We start from the raw sequence: 15,654 nt of genomic DNA, 5'->3' as shown, positions 1-15,654 counted from the left end.
GAGGCGCCGCCAATCCGCGCGGCGCCACCGCTGACAGAACGAGGACGAGATGACCGAAGGTTACGATTTCATCATTGTGGGCGGCGGATCGGCCGGGGCAGTGCTGGCCGCGCGGCTGTCCGAAGACCCGGATGCGAAGGTGCTGCTCTTGGAGGCCGGGGGCCGCGACCGCCACCCGTTCTATCACCTGCCCGCGGGATTCGCGAAAATGACCAAGGGCATCGGCTCCTGGGGGTGGGAGACGGTGCCGCAGCGCCATATGGGCAACCGGGTGCTGCGTTATACGCAGGCGCGAGTGATCGGCGGCGGATCCTCGATCAACGCGCAGATCTACACCCGCGGCAATGCGCTGGATTATGACGAATGGCGGCAGATGGGCTGCCCCGGGTGGTCTTACGAAGACGTGCTCCCGTATTTCCGCAAGGCCGAGGACAACGACACCTTCGACAACCGCTGGCACGGCAAAGGCGGCCCTCTGGGCGTCTCGCAGCCCTCGGCCCCGCTGCCGATCTGCGAGGCATGGTTCCGCGCGGGCGCCCAGATGGGCATTCCCCGCAACATGGACATGACGGGCGAGGTTCAGGACGGCGTGGGCTATTACCAGCTGACGCAAAAACATGTCCGCCGCTCCTCGACCGCGGTGGCCTATCTGCGCCCGGCGGAGAAGCGGGCGAACCTGACGGTGCGGACCGGGGCGCAGGTGCTGCGGATCGTGGTCGAAAAGGGCCGCGCCGTCGGGGTGCAGCTGCCCGAAGGCGTGATCCGCGCCAGCCGCGAGGTGGTGCTGGCCTCCGGCGCCATCGGCTCACCCCGTCTGCTGCAACTTTCGGGGATCGGCCCGGCGGACCATCTGCGCGGACTGGGCATCCCCGTCGTCTGCGATCAGCCGGGCGTGGGGGCCAATCTGCAAGACCATGTGGACCTGTTCGTCATCGCCGAATGCACCGGCCCGCATACCTATGACCGCTACGCCAAACCCCTGTGGTCGGCGGTGGCGGGGCTGCAATACCTGCTCACGCGCAAGGGGCCGGTGGCCAGTTCCCTCTTTGAAACCGGCGGTTTCTGGTATGCCGACCCGGCGGCGCGCAGCCCGGACATCCAGTTCCACCTTGGCCTCGGCTCCGGGATCGAGGCGGGGGTGGATGCGATGCCGAACGGTGGCGTCACGCTGAACTCGGCCTATCTGCGCCCGCGGTCGCGCGGCACGGTGCGGCTGGCCAGTGCCGATCCGAAGGCCGCGCCGCTGATCGACCCGAACTATTGGGAAGACCCCTATGACCGGGAAATGTCGATCCGGGGTCTGAAGCTCGCGCAGGAGATGATGGCGCAGGAGGCGCTGAAACCCTTCGTGCTGGCCGAACGGCTGCCCGGGCCCAAGGTGCGAACGGATCAGGAGTATTTCGACTATGCCGTCCGCACGGCCAAGACCGACCATCACCCCGCGGGCACCTGCCGGATGGGCAGCGACCCCGAGGCGGTGCTGGACCCGCAGCTGCGGTTCAACGGGATCGAGGGGCTGCGGGTGGCCGATGCCTCGGTCATGCCGACGCTCGTGTCGTCGAACACCAATGCGCCCACGATCATGATCGCGGAAAAGGCCGCCGATCTGATCAAAGCCGCCCATGCCATGAAAGGTGCCGCATGATCCGCCACATCGTCCTGATCCGCTTCCGCCCTGAAATCCCCGAAGAGCGGATCGCGGCGCTGTTCGCCGAACTGCCCGGGATTGCCGCAAAAGTACCCGGCATCGGCGCCATCCATTCCGGGCGCAGCGAGAGCCCCGAACAGATTGAACGCGGCTACATGCACGGCTTCACGGTGGATTTCGCCGATTGGGACGCGCTGGAGGCCTATCAGACCCACCCCGACCACCGCCGCTTGGGTGCCGCGCTGGTGGCGGCGGCTGTGGGCGGGCTGGACGGCATCCTTGTGTTTGATCTGCCCTGCGGCGGTGCCGCATGACCCGGCCGTACGCCCTTGCCCGCCCCCGGAGGGGTTTCACACCCCTCCGGACCTCCCCGTGGAGTATTTCTGTCAAGAGGAAGGGCTCAGGACAGCGGAGCCGCACCCTGCCCTTCCTGCACCGCCCTGCCCTGTGACCGGAGCCCGCCCATGCTGACCCTGCCCACGCCCGACGCCCGCCTTGAATCCTACCGCCTGACCGGCACGCCGCTGATCCCGCGGGCGCCGCAGGTGGCGCTGACCCGCACTGCCTTTGCCGCCGCGCATGTAGTGTCCGATCCGCTGCGCGAACGGAACCCCTGGGACACCCGCCCCGCCGTGGACTGGGAGGCAACGCTGGCCTTCCGACAGGGGTTGTGGGATCAGGGCGTCGGCCTGGCCGAGGCGATGGACACCGCGCAGCGCGGCATGGGGGTGGACTGGCCCACCGCGAAGGACCTGGCCGAACGCACCATGGCCGCCGCCCGTGCCCATCCGCTGAAGCCCCGGGTCGCCAGCGGCGCGGGCACCGACCAGCACCCGCTGTCGGCGCTGACCACCCGCGACGCCATCCTTGCCGCCTATGAGGAACAGGTCGAGGCGCTGGAGGCCGCGGGATCACAGGTGATCCTGATGGCGACCAAGGCGCTGCCCGCCATCGGCGCCACGCCCGAGGATTACCGCTTCGTCTATCGCCGCCTGATCGACGGTGCCGCGCAGCCGGTGATCCTGCACTGGCTGGGTGAGATGTTTGATCCGGCGCTGGCGGGTTACTGGGGCTGTCCTTCCGTCGAAGAGGCGTCGGATTTCGTGCTGTCCTTGATCGCGGAAAACCCGGCCAAGGTGGACGGGATCAAGATTTCCCTTCTGGATCAGGCGCATGAAGAGGCGTTCCGCGCCCGTCTGCCCGCAGGCGTACGGCTTTATACCGGCGATGATTTCAACTATGCGCCGCTGATCGAAGGCGACGGGACGCATTACTCTCACGCCCTCCTCGGCATCTTCGCGGCCATTGCCCCCGCCGCCAGCCAGGCGCTGGAGGCCCTGGCGCAGGGCGACAGCGCCACCTACCACCGGCTTCTGGCGCCGACCGTACCGCTGAGCCGCGAGATTTTCCGTGCGCCGACGCGGTTCTACAAGGCCGGGATCGCCTTCCTTGCGTGGCTCAACGGATCGCAACGGCATTTCATCATGCCTGCCGGGTTCCAGTCATCGCGCGACATCAGCCATTACGCGCAGGTGTTCCGGCTGGCCGATCAGGCCGGGCTGCTGAGCCAGCCCGATCTGGCAGTGGCGCGGATGAAACTTCTGTGCCAGATGCACGGGATTGAACAGGGATAGACGATGGACCGCAGGCCGACGATCATCGATGTGGCGCGCCGGGCCGGCGTGTCGAAATCGACCGTCAGCCTTGTGTTGCAGCAAAGCCCCCTCGTGCGCGAAGAAACGCGCGAGGAGGTGCGGCGGGCCATGGCCGATCTGGGCTATGTCTATAACCGGTCCGCCGCCAATCTGCGCAGCGCCAATGCCGGGCTGATCGGGCTGGTAATCAACGATCTGAGGAACCCGTTCTTCACCGAATTCGCCACCTCGGTGCAGATGGCGCTGTCGGCGCGCGGCTATGCCACGGTGCTGGCCAATACCGACGAAGACCCCCGGCTGCAGCGGCAGGTGATCGGCGCCATGCTGGAACACGGGGTGTCGGCGCTGATGGTCTCGCCCGCTTACGGCGATGAGGAAGAGACCTTCGCCACCATCGCCCGCGCCGCCATTCCCACGGTGCAGGTGCTGCGCCGGGCGGTGACGGACACCGCGACCTTTCCCTTTGCCGCGCCGGATTATGCCGCGGGCAGCCATCTGGCCACCCGTCATCTGATCGAGGCAGGCGCGCGCCGCATCGCCTTTGCCGGCGGGCTGGAGGGGCGGGCCGTCACGCATATCCGCATGTCCGGCTATCTGCGCGCGCTGGAAGAGGCGGGGCTGCCGCCGATGGTGCTGCCCGGGCGTCCCGGACGCGCCTTCGGGCGCGAGGCGGCGGGACGGCTGGCCGCGGCGGGGGCGGATGCGGCTTTGTGCTTCAACGATCTGACTGCGCTTGGCCTGTTGTCAGGCTGCGCGCAGATCGGGCGCAGGGTCGGCCCCGATTTCCGCATTGTGGGCTTCGACGATATCGAGGAATGTGCCGAGGCCTATCCTGCCCTGTCTTCCGTGCGCTGCGACATTGCGGCCTTCGGGCGGCGGATGGCAGGCACGCTGCTTCGCTGGCTGGAGGAGGAGGAGCCCCCCCCGGCTGAAACCCTGACGCCGGTGGATCTGATCCTCCGCGCGTCGTCCTGCCCATGACAAGACCCGCCCAGAGATGACCGATCCGAAAACCCTGCTGCTTTCCCTCTTCGACCGTGCGGTCGAGGTGGCCGATCCGATGCGTTCCCTTGCGGCCCATCTGCCGCCCAAACCCGCCGGGCGGGTGGTCGTCATCGGCGCAGGCAAGGCCAGCGCCCGCATGGCCGAAGCGGTCGAGGCCGAATGGGGCCCGTGTGAGGGGCTGGTCATCACCCGCTACGGCTATGGCCGCCCCTGTCAGGGGATCGAGATTGTCGAGGCCGCCCATCCGGTGCCGGACCAGGCCGGGCTGGAGGCGACCGCGCGGATGCTGGCGCTGCTGGAGGGTCTGGGTGAAGGCGATTTCGTGCTGGCGCTGATCTCGGGCGGGGCCTCCGCCCTGCTGATCGCCCCCGCCGAAGGCGTGACGCTGGAAGAGAAGAGGGCGGTGAATGCCGCGCTTCTGGCCTCCGGCGCGCCGATCGACCGGATGAATACGGTGCGCAAGCACCTGAGCCGGGTGAAGGGTGGGCAGCTGGCCGCCGCCGCCCATCCCGCACGGATGCTGTCGCTGATGATCTCGGACGTGCCGGGCGACGATCCGGCCTTCATCGGCTCAGGCCCCACGGTGGGCGATGCCTCCACCGCGGCGGAGGCGCGGGGCGCGCTGGAGCGGTGGCAGGTCGCGGTGCCCGCCAGCATCTCCGCCGCGCTGAACCGCCCGACCGGGGTGATCCCGCCCGGCGATCCGCGCCTGTCGCAGGTGGAAAACGTGCTTTACGCCGCCCCCGCCCAATCGCTGGCGGCCGCGGCGGAACTGGCGCAGGCGGCAGGGTGTGAAGTGCGCCTTCTGGGCGACGCACTGGAGGGCGAGGCGCGCGAGGTGGCTGCCGCGCAGGCCGCGATGGCGCTGGACGTGAAGGCCGCCAAGGCGCCGGGCAGCCCGCCCGTGCTGCTTCTGTCGGGGGGGGAGTTGACGGTGACCCGCCGCGGCGACGGGATCGGCGGGCCGAATGCGGAATTCTGTCTGGCCCTTGCGCTGGCCCTGAACGGGGCGCCGGGCATCCATGCTCTGGCCTGCGACACCGACGGCGTGGATGGCGCGGCCGAGGTGGCGGGCGCGGTCTTCGGCCCCGATATCCTGACCCTTGCGCAAAAGGCCGGAGTCGACCCCGCCGCAGCACTGGCCCGCAACGATGCGCACAGCTTCTTTGCCGCGGTGAAGGCGCAGGTCGTGCCCGGCCCGACGCTGACCAATGTCAACGACTTCCGGGCGGTGCTGATCCTGTAAGGCGCTGGGAGCGGACGGGTTCAGTCCAGATCGGCGAAGATATTGTCGGTCGGCGCGAATTCGATCCGCTCATCCTCCACCCGGCCGGTGTTGATGTCGCGCACCGAGACCCGGCCGTCGGAATGGCCGATCACCACGATATCGCAGATGTCGATGAACAGCCCGTTCTCCACCACACCCGGAATCTGGTTCAGCACCAGCGCCAGCTGCCGCGCATTGCCGATCCGGTTGAGATGAAGGTCAAGAATATAATTCGCCTCATCCGTCACCAAAGGCTTGTCGCCGTTCATGCGCAGCGTCACGTCGCGGCCCAGAACATCCATGCTGACCAGCGTTTCCTCGACCAGCGCCTTGGTGGTCTGCCAGCCGAAGGGAATCACTTCCACCGGCAGCGGGAAGGCGCCCAGCTGCGCCACTTCCTTGGCGGCATCGGCAATCACGATCATCTGGTCGCTGGCGGTCGCGACGATCTTTTCCTGCAAAAGCGCCGCGCCGCCGCCCTTGATCAGGTTCAGGTTCGGGTCGAATTCATCGGCGCCGTCAATGGTCAGGTCCAGCCATTTCACCTCATCCAGCGAGTGGACAGGAATCCCCAGGCTCGCGGCCAGTTCGGCCGTGCGGCGGCTGGTCGGCACGCCCAGAACCCGCAGCCCCTCTTCCTTCATCCGTTCGGCCAGACAGCGCACCATCCAGGCCGCGGTCGATCCGGTGCCGAGGCCCAGCTTCATGCCATCCTCGACGTAATCCACCGCGCGGCGGGCGGCGACGAACTTAGCCTTGTCGATGGGGTTCAGATCGGCGGGCATGGCGGGCACTCCTTGCACAGGTCTCCTGATCCGCTTAGCGCAAAGCGCCGCCAAGGGCGAGAGGGAACCCAGCCCCGTGGCAGGCCAGCCTGCCCGCAGGAAAATTTCCGGACGCGCACCCGGAAAAGGGGCGAGACACTCCCCGCGAATTGCGTCATGCTGGCCCGCGAAGGAGTGTGTGATGCTGACCCTTCACAGCGCGCGTGACAGTTCCGGTACCGTGGTTCGTCTCGTCGCTGCTGTTGCAGGCGTGGCGTTGACAACGCGCCAGCATACGCTGGCGGGGCCAAGGTCTGCCCGACTGTTGACATTGAACCCGACCGGCAGCCTGCCGGTGCTGGAGACCCCGGACGGCCCTGTGTCGGAAACCGGGGCGATTCTGCTATGGCTTGCGGAAAAGCACGGGCTGTGCCCCGGACCGGCCGAACCGGGACGGACGGCTTTTCTCAAATGGCTGTTCTACCTGTCGAATACGGTGCATGCCGACCTGCGCCAGCTGATCTATCCCGAACGCTATGGCCCGCCAGACACCGAAGCAGGCCAGGTGACGCTGGCCGCCGGGCGGTTCCTGATCAGCCTTACCCATCTGGATGAGGCGGCACGGCGCAATCCGGCGCTGTTCCCGCCCGGGGGGGTGCTGACCAGCTACATGCTGATCCTGGCCCGCTGGGCCACCATCTGCACCGAAGGCAATGTCCGCTGGTTCACCCTGTCTGCCTTTCCCGCGATCGAGGCGCTTGGCCGCGCGACCGAGGCCCTGCCGGAAATGCAGCGGATCGCCCGGGAAGAGGGCTTGGGCAAGTTTGCCTTCACCGATCCGAGCGGGGATTGCTGAGCGGAAGCGCATGGCAGGCATACAAGGCCGCAGCGCCCCTGCCGGATGTCGCTTTCCGCCCTGTCCGCCGCCGCAATCCGCCGCATCCTGCGGCCAGCCAAACAGGAAGCGCGTATGTTCCTTTCCGTCTTCGACATGTTCAAGGTGGGGATCGGCCCCTCCTCCAGCCATACGATGGGGCCGATGGTGGCCGCGGCCCGGTTTCTGGACCTGCTGCGCGCCTCGCCCTTTCATTTTCACGGGGTGAAGGGGTCGCTGCACGGATCGCTGGCCTTTACCGGGGTCGGTCATGCGACCGACCGCGCCACGATCCTCGGCCTCGCCGGGTTCGAACCGGAGAGCTATGACAATGACAAGGCCGAGGCCGCGCTGGCCACGATCCGGGAAACGCATCGTGTAACCCCGCCCGGGCTGCCCCCGCTGGCCTTCGATCCGGCGAAGGATCTGGCCTTCGATTACGGCCCCGCTTTGCCCGGCCATGCCAATGGCATGGTGCTGAAAGCCACCGACGCGCAGGGCGACGTGATCCTGGAGGAAACCTATTACTCCATCGGCGGCGGCTTCGTGCTGACCGCGGGCGAACTGGCCGAGGTGTCGGGCGGCAAGGCCAAGGCGCGGGCCGACGTGCCCTATCCGTTTGAAACCGCGGCCGAGATGCTGGAAATGGCCGCGGCCTCCGGCCTGTCGGTCGCCGCGATGAAGCGGCAGAACGAGCTGCGCTTCCGCACCGCCCCCGAACTGGACCGCGGCATGGCCCGGATCTGGGAGGTGATGAATGCCTGCATCGACCGCGGCATGGCGGGCACCGGCATCCTGCCCGGCGGACTGAAGGTGCGGCGGCGGGCCAAGGGCATCCATGATGCGCTGATGGCCGAACGCGGGCTGAACCTTGTCGCGCCCCATACGATCAACGACTGGATGAGCCTTTATGCCATGGCGGTGAACGAGGAAAATGCCGCCGGCGGGCAGGTCGTCACCGCGCCCACCAATGGCGCGGCGGGCGTGGTGCCCGCCGTCATCCGCTACTGGCTGGACCATGTGCCGGGCGCCACGCCGTCGCGCGTGGGGGAATTTCTGCTGACCGCCTCGGCCATCGGCGGGCTGTGCAAGCACAATGCCAGCATCTCGGGCGCGGAATGCGGCTGTCAGGCCGAGGTAGGTTCCGCCGCGGCCATGGCGGCGGCGGGGCTGTGTGCGGTGATGGGGGGCACGGTGGAACAGGTGGAGAATGCCGCGGAAATCGCGCTGGAACACCACCTTGGCATGACTTGCGACCCGGTGAAGGGGCTGGTTCAGGTGCCCTGCATCGAACGGAACGGGCTGGGCGCGATCAAGGCGGTCTCGGCCGCGTCCCTGTCCCTGCGCGGGGACGGCAAGCATCTGGTCAGCCTGGACGCCTGTATCGAAACGATGCGCCAGACCGGCCATGACATGCACGAGAAATACAAGGAAACCAGTCTGGGCGGGCTGGCGGTCAACGTTCCGAACTGCTGAACTGGGCTTATTGCAAGGCGCGGCCGCCGAAGGGGGCGGCCGCAGTGCTTTTGCCTCGGCTCTCGCCTTGCGGCGAACCGCCTCGGGCGGTGCCCCGCGGCAGCGGCCCGCAAAAACCGCGAGGCCGGATCAGAAAGCCCTTGGCAGCCCCGCCGCCCATCGTGTAACCCATGGGGCATGAGCAAGGGACCGCAGATCAGTGCTGCCATCCATGCCGGGCACCCCGCCCGGGTGTCTCCCCTTGGCCTCCTGCTTCTTAGCCGCCTCTGAGCGTGCCCTAGGGCGCGACCGCTCAGAGGTGACCAGCGCCCGAGCCCTCAAAGCAAAGCTGAGACAGGAATTTACGCTATGGCACAGACTGCCGACCAACCCCGCGTTCTGATTTTCGACACCACTCTGCGCGACGGCGAGCAATCGCCCGGCGCCACCATGACCCATGAGGAAAAGCTGGAGATCGCCGGCCTCCTGGACGAGATGGGCGTGGACATCATCGAGGCGGGCTTCCCCATCGCCAGCGAAGGCGATTTCGCCGCCGTGTCCGAGATCGCCAGACGCTCGAAGAACTCCACCATCTGCGGGCTGGCGCGGGCGAATTTCAAGGACATCGACCGCTGCTGGGAGGCGGTGAAACACGCGAAATCCCCGCGCATCCACACCTTCATCGGCACCTCGCCGCTGCACCGCGCCATTCCGAACCTGACCATGGACGAAATGGCCGAGCGGATCCATGAGACGGTGACCCATGCGCGCAACCTCTGCGACAATGTGCAGTGGTCGCCGATGGATGCCACCCGGACCGAGCATGATTACCTGTGCCGGGTCGTGGAAATCGCCATCAAGGCCGGTGCGACCACGATCAACATTCCCGATACCGTGGGCTACACCTACCCCTTTGAATCCGCCAAGCTGATCGCCATGCTGCTGGAGCGGGTGCCGGGCGCCGACAAGATCACCTTCGCCACCCATTGCCACAACGATCTGGGCATGGCGACGGCCAACTCTCTGGCGGCTGTCGAGGCCGGCGCGCGGCAGATCGAATGCACGATCAACGGGTTGGGCGAACGCGCCGGCAATACCGCGCTGGAAGAGGTGGTGATGGCGCTGCGGGTCAGGAACGACATTCTGCCCTACCGCACCCAGATTGACACGACCAAGATCATGCATCTGTCGCGCCGGGTTTCCACCGTCTCGGGCTTCGTCGTCCAGCCGAACAAGGCCATCGTCGGCAAGAACGCCTTTCTGCACGAATCCGGCATCCATCAGGATGGCGTGCTGAAGAATGTCGAAACCTTCGAAATCATGAAGCCCGCCGATATCGGGCTGAATGAGAAGAACATCGCCATGGGCAAGCATTCGGGCCGCGCCGCCCTGCGGTCCAAGCTGAAGGAGCTGGGCTATGAGCTGGCCGACAACCAGCTGAACGACGTCTTCGTGCGGTTCAAGGCTTTGGCCGACCGCAAGAAAGAGGTCTATGACGAGGACCTGCTGGCCTTGGTCGCGGATGAGCAGACCAATGATGCGCATGAACATCTGCAGCTGAAGAAGCTGCGGGTGGTCTGCGGCACCGAAGGCCCGCAGGAAGCCGACATGATCCTCACCATCGACGGGGTGGACCATCATATCGACGCCACCGGCGACGGGCCGGTGGATGCGGCCTTCAACTGCGTGAAGATGCTGTTCCCGCACAAGGCGCGGCTGCAGGTCTATCAGGTGGCCGCCGTGACCGAAGGCACCGATGCGCAGGCGACCGTCTCGGTCCGGCTGGAGGAAGACGGGCGGCTGGTCACCGGCAGCTCGGCCGATACCGACACGATCGTCGCTTCGACCAAGGCCTATATCAACGCGCTGAACCGGCTGATCGTGCGGCGGCAGAAGACCGCGCCGAACGATGACGTGAAGACCATCACCTATCACGGCGAATAGCCTCTCTGGCGGCGACACCGGCCCGGGCCGGGCCGTCGCTTTCGGAACAGCAGGATCATGGCCGCGGCAATAGCGTCGCGGCCATGTCATATCGCCTGTCCGTCCTGCTCTGTGTCTCCGCCGCGGTCCTCTGGTCGCTGAACGGTCTTGTCATCCGCCAGATCGAGGAGGCGGGGACATGGGCGGTGCTGTTCTGGCGCTCGCTTGGCACCTTGCCGGTGCTGGGGCTTTGGATCGTCATGGCCTCGGGCGGGCATCCCTTGCGGCAGATCCGGGCCACCGGACGCTGGGGCATCCTGGGCGGGCTGGCGCTGGTGGCGGCCTTCGGCGGGGCGATCTTTGCGTTCCAGACCACCACAATCGCCAATGCCGTGTTCCTGTTCTCGGCCTCGCCATTGATCGCCGCGGTTCTGGCCCGGCTTTTGCTGAACGAGCCGGTGCGCCCCGCCACCCGCGCGGCCATCGCGCTGGCCGCCTGCGGGGTGTTCCTGATGGTGCGGGACGGACTGTCCGGCGGGGCGATGGCGGGAAATATCGCGGCTTTGTGCTCGGCCGCGGGCTTTGCCACCTTTACCGTAGCGCTGCGGGCGGGCCGAGTGGCCCAGACGATGCCGGTCTCGTTCTTGGGCAGCCTGTTCGCACTGATCGCGGCGGCGCTGATGCTGGGCATCAGCGGCGAGGATGCCGTGCCCCCGGCCGCGGATATTGCCATCTCCATGGCAATGGGAACCGTCCTGCTGGCGGGCGGGATGATCCTTTACACCATCGGCAGCCGGACCCTTTCGGCCGCCGAAGCGACCCTGCTGTCGCAGGGCGAGGTCATTCTGGCCCCGATCTGGGTCTGGGCGGTGATGGGCGAAACCGCCAGCCCGGCCACCCTGACCGGCGGAGCGGTGATCGTCTCGGCCATCGCGCTGAATGCTGTGGCGGGCGCGCGGCGGGCGCGGCCCGCGCTGCGCTAGGGCCCGCCGCTAGGGCTTGGCCGTCATCCGCGGCGCACGAAAGACGCGGGTTCGGGCGAACAGATCCTCCAGCCGGTTCAGCCGGTCCTGCACCTCCTCGGCCAGAAGGCCCTGCACCTGTGCCAGCAGCGCCTCGACCACCACCAGAAGGGCGGCGGTGGAATCCCAGGCCGCGGGCATCTCCACATGGCAGGGCAGGCTGTGGCGGGCATGGGCCGCCGCCGGAGACAGCCATCGGTCGGTGATCACGATGACCTCGGCCCCCTGCCCCGCGGCAATCTCGGCGAAATGCACCGCGTTGGATTCGTAGCGGCGGATGTCGAAGATCACCACCACATCCCCCGCCCGCAGGTCCAGAAGCGCCTGCTGCCAGTCTGTCAGATGGTCCGCCAGAAACCCCACCTCAGGCCGGATCACCCGCAAGAGCGTGGCCATGTAATCCGCATGGGCATGGGTCAGCCGCCCGCCCATCACCGCCACCCGCCGCGCCGGATCGGCCAGTAATGCCGCGGCACCGTTGAAATCGCGCGCGGGAATCTGGCCGAGCGTCGCCTCGATATTCCCCACCACCTGCGCCGCAAAGGCCTGCAAAGGATGGGCCTGCGGCTCGCGCGCACCTTCGGGCAGGGTCAGGGGGGCGACCAGCAGCCGCTCCACCTCGGCCCGCAGCGCGGTCTGGTAGTCCGACCAGCCGCGGAAACCCAGCTTCTGCACCAGCCGCACGATGGTGGGCGAGGACACCTCGGCCGCGCGCGCCAGCGTGGTGATCGACCCCAGTGCCGACATCGGAAAATGAGACAGGATATGCGTGGCCGCCTGCCGCTCCGCCCGGGTCAGATCGCCAAGCGCGGCGCGCATGCGGTGTTCGATCGGGGCGGGCTGATCCATGCTGCGGCTCCTCTCCCCAAACAGAAACATTTGTAACAGCGATTCGTCCTCCGGAAAATTCTTGACAGAACCGGGGCGGACGGAGAACCCTTGGAAAAAACAGGGAGACGACTCGAACCATGGCCTTCCCGGTCCACGCGCCCTGTGGCGCGCGGTTTTCGCGCATCGGACTTCGCCCCCAGAGGACCGTCTGATGCCCCGCGCCGCCGTTCTCTTCGTCCGCATCGTCGAGGCGCTGAATTACCGCATCGGCCGGATGGCCATGTATCTGCTGTTCGTCCTTGCGGGCGTGCTGCTGTGGTCGATCATCGCCAAGGCCTTCTTCCGCCCGCCGCTTTGGGCGCAGGAAATGGCGCAATTCACCATGGTCGCCTATTTCGTGCTGGGCGGCGCCTATTCGCTGCAACTGGGCGCCAATGTGCGGATGGATCTGCTCTATGGCCGCTGGTCGCCCCTGCGGCAGGCCGCGGTGGACAGCGTGACCGTCTTCGCCATGATCTTCTTTCTCGGTGCGGTCCTCTACGGCGGGATCGACAGCCTGATCTACGCGCTGGAAACGGGTGAGCGGTCGCGCAGCGCGTGGCGGCCCTATATGGCGCCGATCAAGATCGTCATCTGTCTGGGCGTGGGTCTGATGATCCTGCAATCCATCGCCTTTCTGATCCGCGACATTGCCCGCCTGCGGGGCGAGGACATCTGATGCCTTACGAATATATCGCCCTTGTCATGTTCGGCGGCATGGTGCTGCTTCTGCTGACAGGCCAACGGGTCTTTGCCGTCATCGGCTGCGTCGCCGCGGTGGCGGGGCTGGCGCTGTGGGGCACCGGCGGCAGTGCCATTCCCTTCACCAGCGCGATCAAGCTGATGAACTGGTATCCGATGCTGACGCTGCCCATGTTCGTGTGGATGGGTTACGTCATGTCGGAAACCCGCATGGCCGATGACCTTTACCGGCTGTTCCACGTCATGTTCGGTCCGGTGCCGGGCGGGCTGGCCATCGGGACGATCTTCCTGATGGTGCTGATCTCAGCCATGAACGGGCTGTCTGTGGCGGGTCTGGCCATTGGTGCCACGATTGCCCTGCCCGAGATGCTGAAGCGCGGCTATGACAAGGTGATGATCACCGGGGTCATTCAGGGGGGGTCCAGCCTTGGGATTCTGATCCCGCCCTCGGTTGTCCTTGTGCTTTATGCGATGATCGCGCGGCAGCCGGTGGGGCAATTGTGGCTGGCGGGCGTGTTCCCGGGCCTGCTGATGGCGGGTATCTTCGTCCTTTACATCGTCATCCGCACCGCGCGGAACCCGGCGCTCGGCCCGGCCCTGCCCAAGGAAGAGCGCGCACTGGCCCCGGGCGAGGCGCAGCGCCTGATCGTGGCGGGGCTGCTGCCCCTTGGCATCTTTGCGGCCATGATGGGGCCGTTCATCTATGGCTATACCAGCCTCGTCGAGGCCTCGGCCGTGGGCGCGGGGATTGCCACGCTGGTGGCGGTGGTCCGCGGCCGGATGACCCGCAAGGTGTTCGACAGCTGCATGGTGCAGACCCTTGGCGTCAGCTGCATGTTCATGTGGATCATCCTTGCCGCGCTGGCCTTTGGCGCGGTGTTCGACGGCCTGGGCGCCGTCCGCGCCATCGAAGACCTGTTCCTGCAGGACCTTGGCCTGTCGCCCTGGACCATCCTGATCCTGATGCAAGTGTCCTTCCTGATCATGGGCATGTTTCTGGACGATACCGCCATGCTGGTGATCGTGGCGCCGCTTTATGTGCCGTTGGTGGCCAAGCTGGACCTTGGCATGCCGCCGCAGGATGCGCTGATCTGGTATGGCGTTCTTTATACGATCACCTGCCAGATCGCCTATATCACGCCGCCCTTCGGCTATAACCTGTTCCTGATGCGGGCCATGGCGCCGGACCATGTGTCCTTGGCCGACATCTACCGCTCCATCGTGCCGATCGTGGGGCTGATGCTGATCACGCTGGTGATCGTCATGGCCTTCCCGGACATCGCGCTGTGGCTGCCGCATCTGGTCTACGGACCCTGAGTTCCAACAATCCCGGAGGGGCAGATGAACTGCCCCCGCCCCATATCCAAACGGAGGTAACAATGACGACGACCAGACGGAAATTCCTCAGCACCGGCGCCCTGGCCGGGGCCGCCGCTCTTGCCGCCCCCGCCGTCCGGGCGCAGGCTGCGCCGATCAAATGGCGGCTGCAGACCTATGCCGGTGCCGCCCTTGGCGAGCATGTGGTGAAACCCGCCATCGACAGCTTCAACAAGATCGCTGCCGGCCAGATGGAGATCGAACTCTATTTCGCCGACCAGCTGGTCCCCACGTCCGAGCTGTTCCGCGCCATGCAGGCGGGCACCATCGACGCCGTGCAGTCGGATGACGATTCCATGGCCTCGCCCACCGAAGTGACCGTCTTCGGCGGCTATTTCCCCTTCGGCCTGCGCTATTCGCTGGATGTGCCGGTGCTGTTCAACCAGTACGGGCTGAAGCAGATCTGGGAAGAGGAATATGCCAAGGTCGGCATCCAGCATATCTCGGCCGGGTCGTGGGACCCCTGCCACTTTGCCACCAAGGACCCGATCAATTCGCTGGCCGACCTGAACGGCAAGCGCGTCTTCACCTTCCCGACCGCAGGCCGCTTCCTGGCGCAATTCGGCGTCGTGCCGATGCAGCTGCCGTGGGAGGACATCAACGTGGCGCTGCAAACCGGGGAACTGGACGGCGTGGCATGGTCGGGGATTACCGAAGATTATACCTCGGGCTGGGCCGATGGCGCGCCCTACTTCCTGTCGAACAATATCTCGGGCGCGTGGATCGGTCATTTCTTCGCCAATGCCGACCGCTGGGCCGAAGTGCCGGATCACCTGAAAGAGCTGATGCGCGTGGTCTTCGACCAGTCGCATTATTACCGCCAGTGGTGGTATTGGGGCGGCGAGGCCGACCTGCGGGTCAACGGCCCGAAGATGAAGCTGACCTCGATCCCGGATGCCGAATGGGCCACGGTGGAAACCGCCGCCCATGCCTTCTGGGACGAAATCGGCGCCGAATCCGAACTGAAGGCCAAAGTGGTCGAGATCTTCAAGAAGTATAACGACACCATGACCAAGGCCGGGCGGCCCTATCGCTACAGCTAAGGCCACACGGACCGGGCGCCGCAGGGCGCCCGGTTCCCGACGACAAGCC

The 15,654-nt window shown here is 66.5% G+C and carries 14 protein-coding genes; 12 read left to right on the top strand and 2 right to left on the bottom strand.

Features of this window, described 5'->3' with window-relative positions; all coding sequences use genetic code 11:
- The first annotated feature begins 49 nt into the window (after window positions 1-49).
- From ACO2Q5_RS14410 to ACO2Q5_RS14390, 5 genes are all read left to right on the top strand, one after another.
- Window positions 50-1,645: a GMC family oxidoreductase gene (locus ACO2Q5_RS14410; RefSeq protein ID WP_423292222.1), complete on the top strand. Its 1,596-nt coding sequence runs from the start codon at window positions 50-52 to the stop codon at window positions 1,643-1,645.
- Window positions 1,642-1,962, top strand: coding sequence for a Dabb family protein (locus ACO2Q5_RS14405; RefSeq protein WP_423292220.1), 321 nt, complete (start codon window positions 1,642-1,644; stop codon window positions 1,960-1,962). The genes ACO2Q5_RS14410 and ACO2Q5_RS14405 overlap by 4 nt, the downstream gene beginning before the upstream one ends.
- A 150-nt stretch (window positions 1,963-2,112) precedes the next feature.
- Window positions 2,113-3,282: a dihydrodipicolinate synthase family protein gene (locus ACO2Q5_RS14400; protein ID WP_423292218.1), complete on the top strand. Its 1,170-nt coding sequence runs from the start codon at window positions 2,113-2,115 to the stop codon at window positions 3,280-3,282.
- Between the two features lie 3 nt (window positions 3,283-3,285).
- Window positions 3,286-4,284 carry a LacI family DNA-binding transcriptional regulator gene (locus ACO2Q5_RS14395; RefSeq protein ID WP_423292216.1) on the top strand — a complete coding sequence of 333 codons (999 nt, stop codon included), beginning with the start codon at window positions 3,286-3,288 and terminating at the stop codon, window positions 4,282-4,284.
- A gap of 16 nt (window positions 4,285-4,300) precedes the next feature.
- Window positions 4,301-5,554: a glycerate kinase type-2 family protein gene (locus tag ACO2Q5_RS14390; protein ID WP_423292214.1), complete on the top strand. Its 1,254-nt coding sequence runs from the start codon at window positions 4,301-4,303 to the stop codon at window positions 5,552-5,554.
- A gap of 20 nt (window positions 5,555-5,574) precedes the next feature.
- On the opposite strand, the gene rpiA is transcribed toward ACO2Q5_RS14390, so the two are convergent.
- Window positions 5,575-6,360, bottom strand: a complete 786-nt coding sequence (gene rpiA / locus ACO2Q5_RS14385; RefSeq protein ID WP_423292212.1) for a ribose-5-phosphate isomerase RpiA — start codon at window positions 6,358-6,360, stop codon at window positions 5,575-5,577.
- A gap of 181 nt (window positions 6,361-6,541) precedes the next feature.
- On the opposite strand from rpiA, the gene ACO2Q5_RS14380 reads away from it, so the two are divergent.
- The 4 genes from ACO2Q5_RS14380 (at window position 6,542) to ACO2Q5_RS14365 (ending at window position 11,574) form a co-directional block, all read left to right on the top strand.
- Complete coding sequence (locus ACO2Q5_RS14380; protein ID WP_423292210.1) at window positions 6,542-7,195, top strand: glutathione S-transferase family protein; 654 nt, start codon at window positions 6,542-6,544, stop codon at window positions 7,193-7,195.
- Window positions 7,196-7,309: 114 nt separating this feature from the next.
- On the top strand, window positions 7,310-8,689 hold the full coding sequence (locus tag ACO2Q5_RS14375) for an L-serine ammonia-lyase (protein WP_423292208.1): 1,380 nt from the start codon (window positions 7,310-7,312) through the stop codon (window positions 8,687-8,689).
- 348 nt (window positions 8,690-9,037) lie between these two features.
- Window positions 9,038-10,612, top strand: coding sequence for a 2-isopropylmalate synthase (locus tag ACO2Q5_RS14370; RefSeq protein WP_423292206.1), 1,575 nt, complete (start codon window positions 9,038-9,040; stop codon window positions 10,610-10,612).
- Window positions 10,613-10,695: 83 nt separating this feature from the next.
- Window positions 10,696-11,574, top strand: coding sequence for a DMT family transporter (locus tag ACO2Q5_RS14365; protein ID WP_423292204.1), 879 nt, complete (start codon window positions 10,696-10,698; stop codon window positions 11,572-11,574).
- 9 nt (window positions 11,575-11,583) lie between these two features.
- Here ACO2Q5_RS14365 and ACO2Q5_RS14360 read toward each other — a convergent pair whose 3' ends face one another.
- Window positions 11,584-12,462 carry a MurR/RpiR family transcriptional regulator gene (locus ACO2Q5_RS14360; protein WP_423292202.1) on the bottom strand — a complete coding sequence of 293 codons (879 nt, stop codon included), beginning with the start codon at window positions 12,460-12,462 and terminating at the stop codon, window positions 11,584-11,586.
- A gap of 193 nt (window positions 12,463-12,655) precedes the next feature.
- On the opposite strand from ACO2Q5_RS14360, the gene ACO2Q5_RS14355 reads away from it, so the two are divergent.
- The 3 genes from ACO2Q5_RS14355 to ACO2Q5_RS14345 all read left to right on the top strand — a co-directional run bounded on the left by ACO2Q5_RS14355 (window position 12,656) and on the right by ACO2Q5_RS14345 (window position 15,605).
- Window positions 12,656-13,162, top strand: coding sequence for a TRAP transporter small permease subunit (locus ACO2Q5_RS14355; RefSeq protein WP_423292200.1), 507 nt, complete (start codon window positions 12,656-12,658; stop codon window positions 13,160-13,162).
- Entirely contained in the window at window positions 13,162-14,502 is a 1,341-nt protein-coding gene (locus ACO2Q5_RS14350; RefSeq protein ID WP_423292198.1) for a TRAP transporter large permease, read from the top strand. The genes ACO2Q5_RS14355 and ACO2Q5_RS14350 overlap by 1 nt, the downstream gene beginning before the upstream one ends.
- A gap of 62 nt (window positions 14,503-14,564) precedes the next feature.
- Window positions 14,565-15,605, top strand: a complete 1,041-nt coding sequence (locus tag ACO2Q5_RS14345) for a TRAP transporter substrate-binding protein (protein WP_423292196.1) — start codon at window positions 14,565-14,567, stop codon at window positions 15,603-15,605.
- Window positions 15,606-15,654 lie beyond the last annotated feature (49 nt).

Origin of the sequence: Neotabrizicola sp. VNH66, from assembly GCF_049445895.1 — a bacterium.
Lineage (GTDB): Bacteria > Pseudomonadota > Alphaproteobacteria > Rhodobacterales > Rhodobacteraceae > Pseudogemmobacter.
Note: the sequence above shows the minus strand (reverse complement) of the source record. Positions and strands in the feature narration are given on the sequence as shown.

Coding starts and splice junctions, on each gene's coding strand:
- ACO2Q5_RS14410 (WP_423292222.1), top strand. CDS start 50: ATGACCGAAGGTTACGATTTCATCATTGTGGGCGGCGGATCGGCCGGG.
- ACO2Q5_RS14405 (WP_423292220.1), top strand. CDS start 1,642: ATGATCCGCCACATCGTCCTGATCCGCTTCCGCCCTGAAATCCCCGAA.
- ACO2Q5_RS14400 (WP_423292218.1), top strand. CDS start 2,113: ATGCTGACCCTGCCCACGCCCGACGCCCGCCTTGAATCCTACCGCCTG.
- ACO2Q5_RS14395 (WP_423292216.1), top strand. CDS start 3,286: ATGGACCGCAGGCCGACGATCATCGATGTGGCGCGCCGGGCCGGCGTG.
- ACO2Q5_RS14390 (WP_423292214.1), top strand. CDS start 4,301: ATGACCGATCCGAAAACCCTGCTGCTTTCCCTCTTCGACCGTGCGGTC.
- rpiA (WP_423292212.1), bottom strand. CDS start 6,360: ATGCCCGCCGATCTGAACCCCATCGACAAGGCTAAGTTCGTCGCCGCC.
- ACO2Q5_RS14380 (WP_423292210.1), top strand. CDS start 6,542: ATGCTGACCCTTCACAGCGCGCGTGACAGTTCCGGTACCGTGGTTCGT.
- ACO2Q5_RS14375 (WP_423292208.1), top strand. CDS start 7,310: ATGTTCCTTTCCGTCTTCGACATGTTCAAGGTGGGGATCGGCCCCTCC.
- ACO2Q5_RS14370 (WP_423292206.1), top strand. CDS start 9,038: ATGGCACAGACTGCCGACCAACCCCGCGTTCTGATTTTCGACACCACT.
- ACO2Q5_RS14365 (WP_423292204.1), top strand. CDS start 10,696: ATGTCATATCGCCTGTCCGTCCTGCTCTGTGTCTCCGCCGCGGTCCTC.
- ACO2Q5_RS14360 (WP_423292202.1), bottom strand. CDS start 12,462: ATGGATCAGCCCGCCCCGATCGAACACCGCATGCGCGCCGCGCTTGGC.
- ACO2Q5_RS14355 (WP_423292200.1), top strand. CDS start 12,656: ATGCCCCGCGCCGCCGTTCTCTTCGTCCGCATCGTCGAGGCGCTGAAT.
- ACO2Q5_RS14350 (WP_423292198.1), top strand. CDS start 13,162: ATGCCTTACGAATATATCGCCCTTGTCATGTTCGGCGGCATGGTGCTG.
- ACO2Q5_RS14345 (WP_423292196.1), top strand. CDS start 14,565: ATGACGACGACCAGACGGAAATTCCTCAGCACCGGCGCCCTGGCCGGG.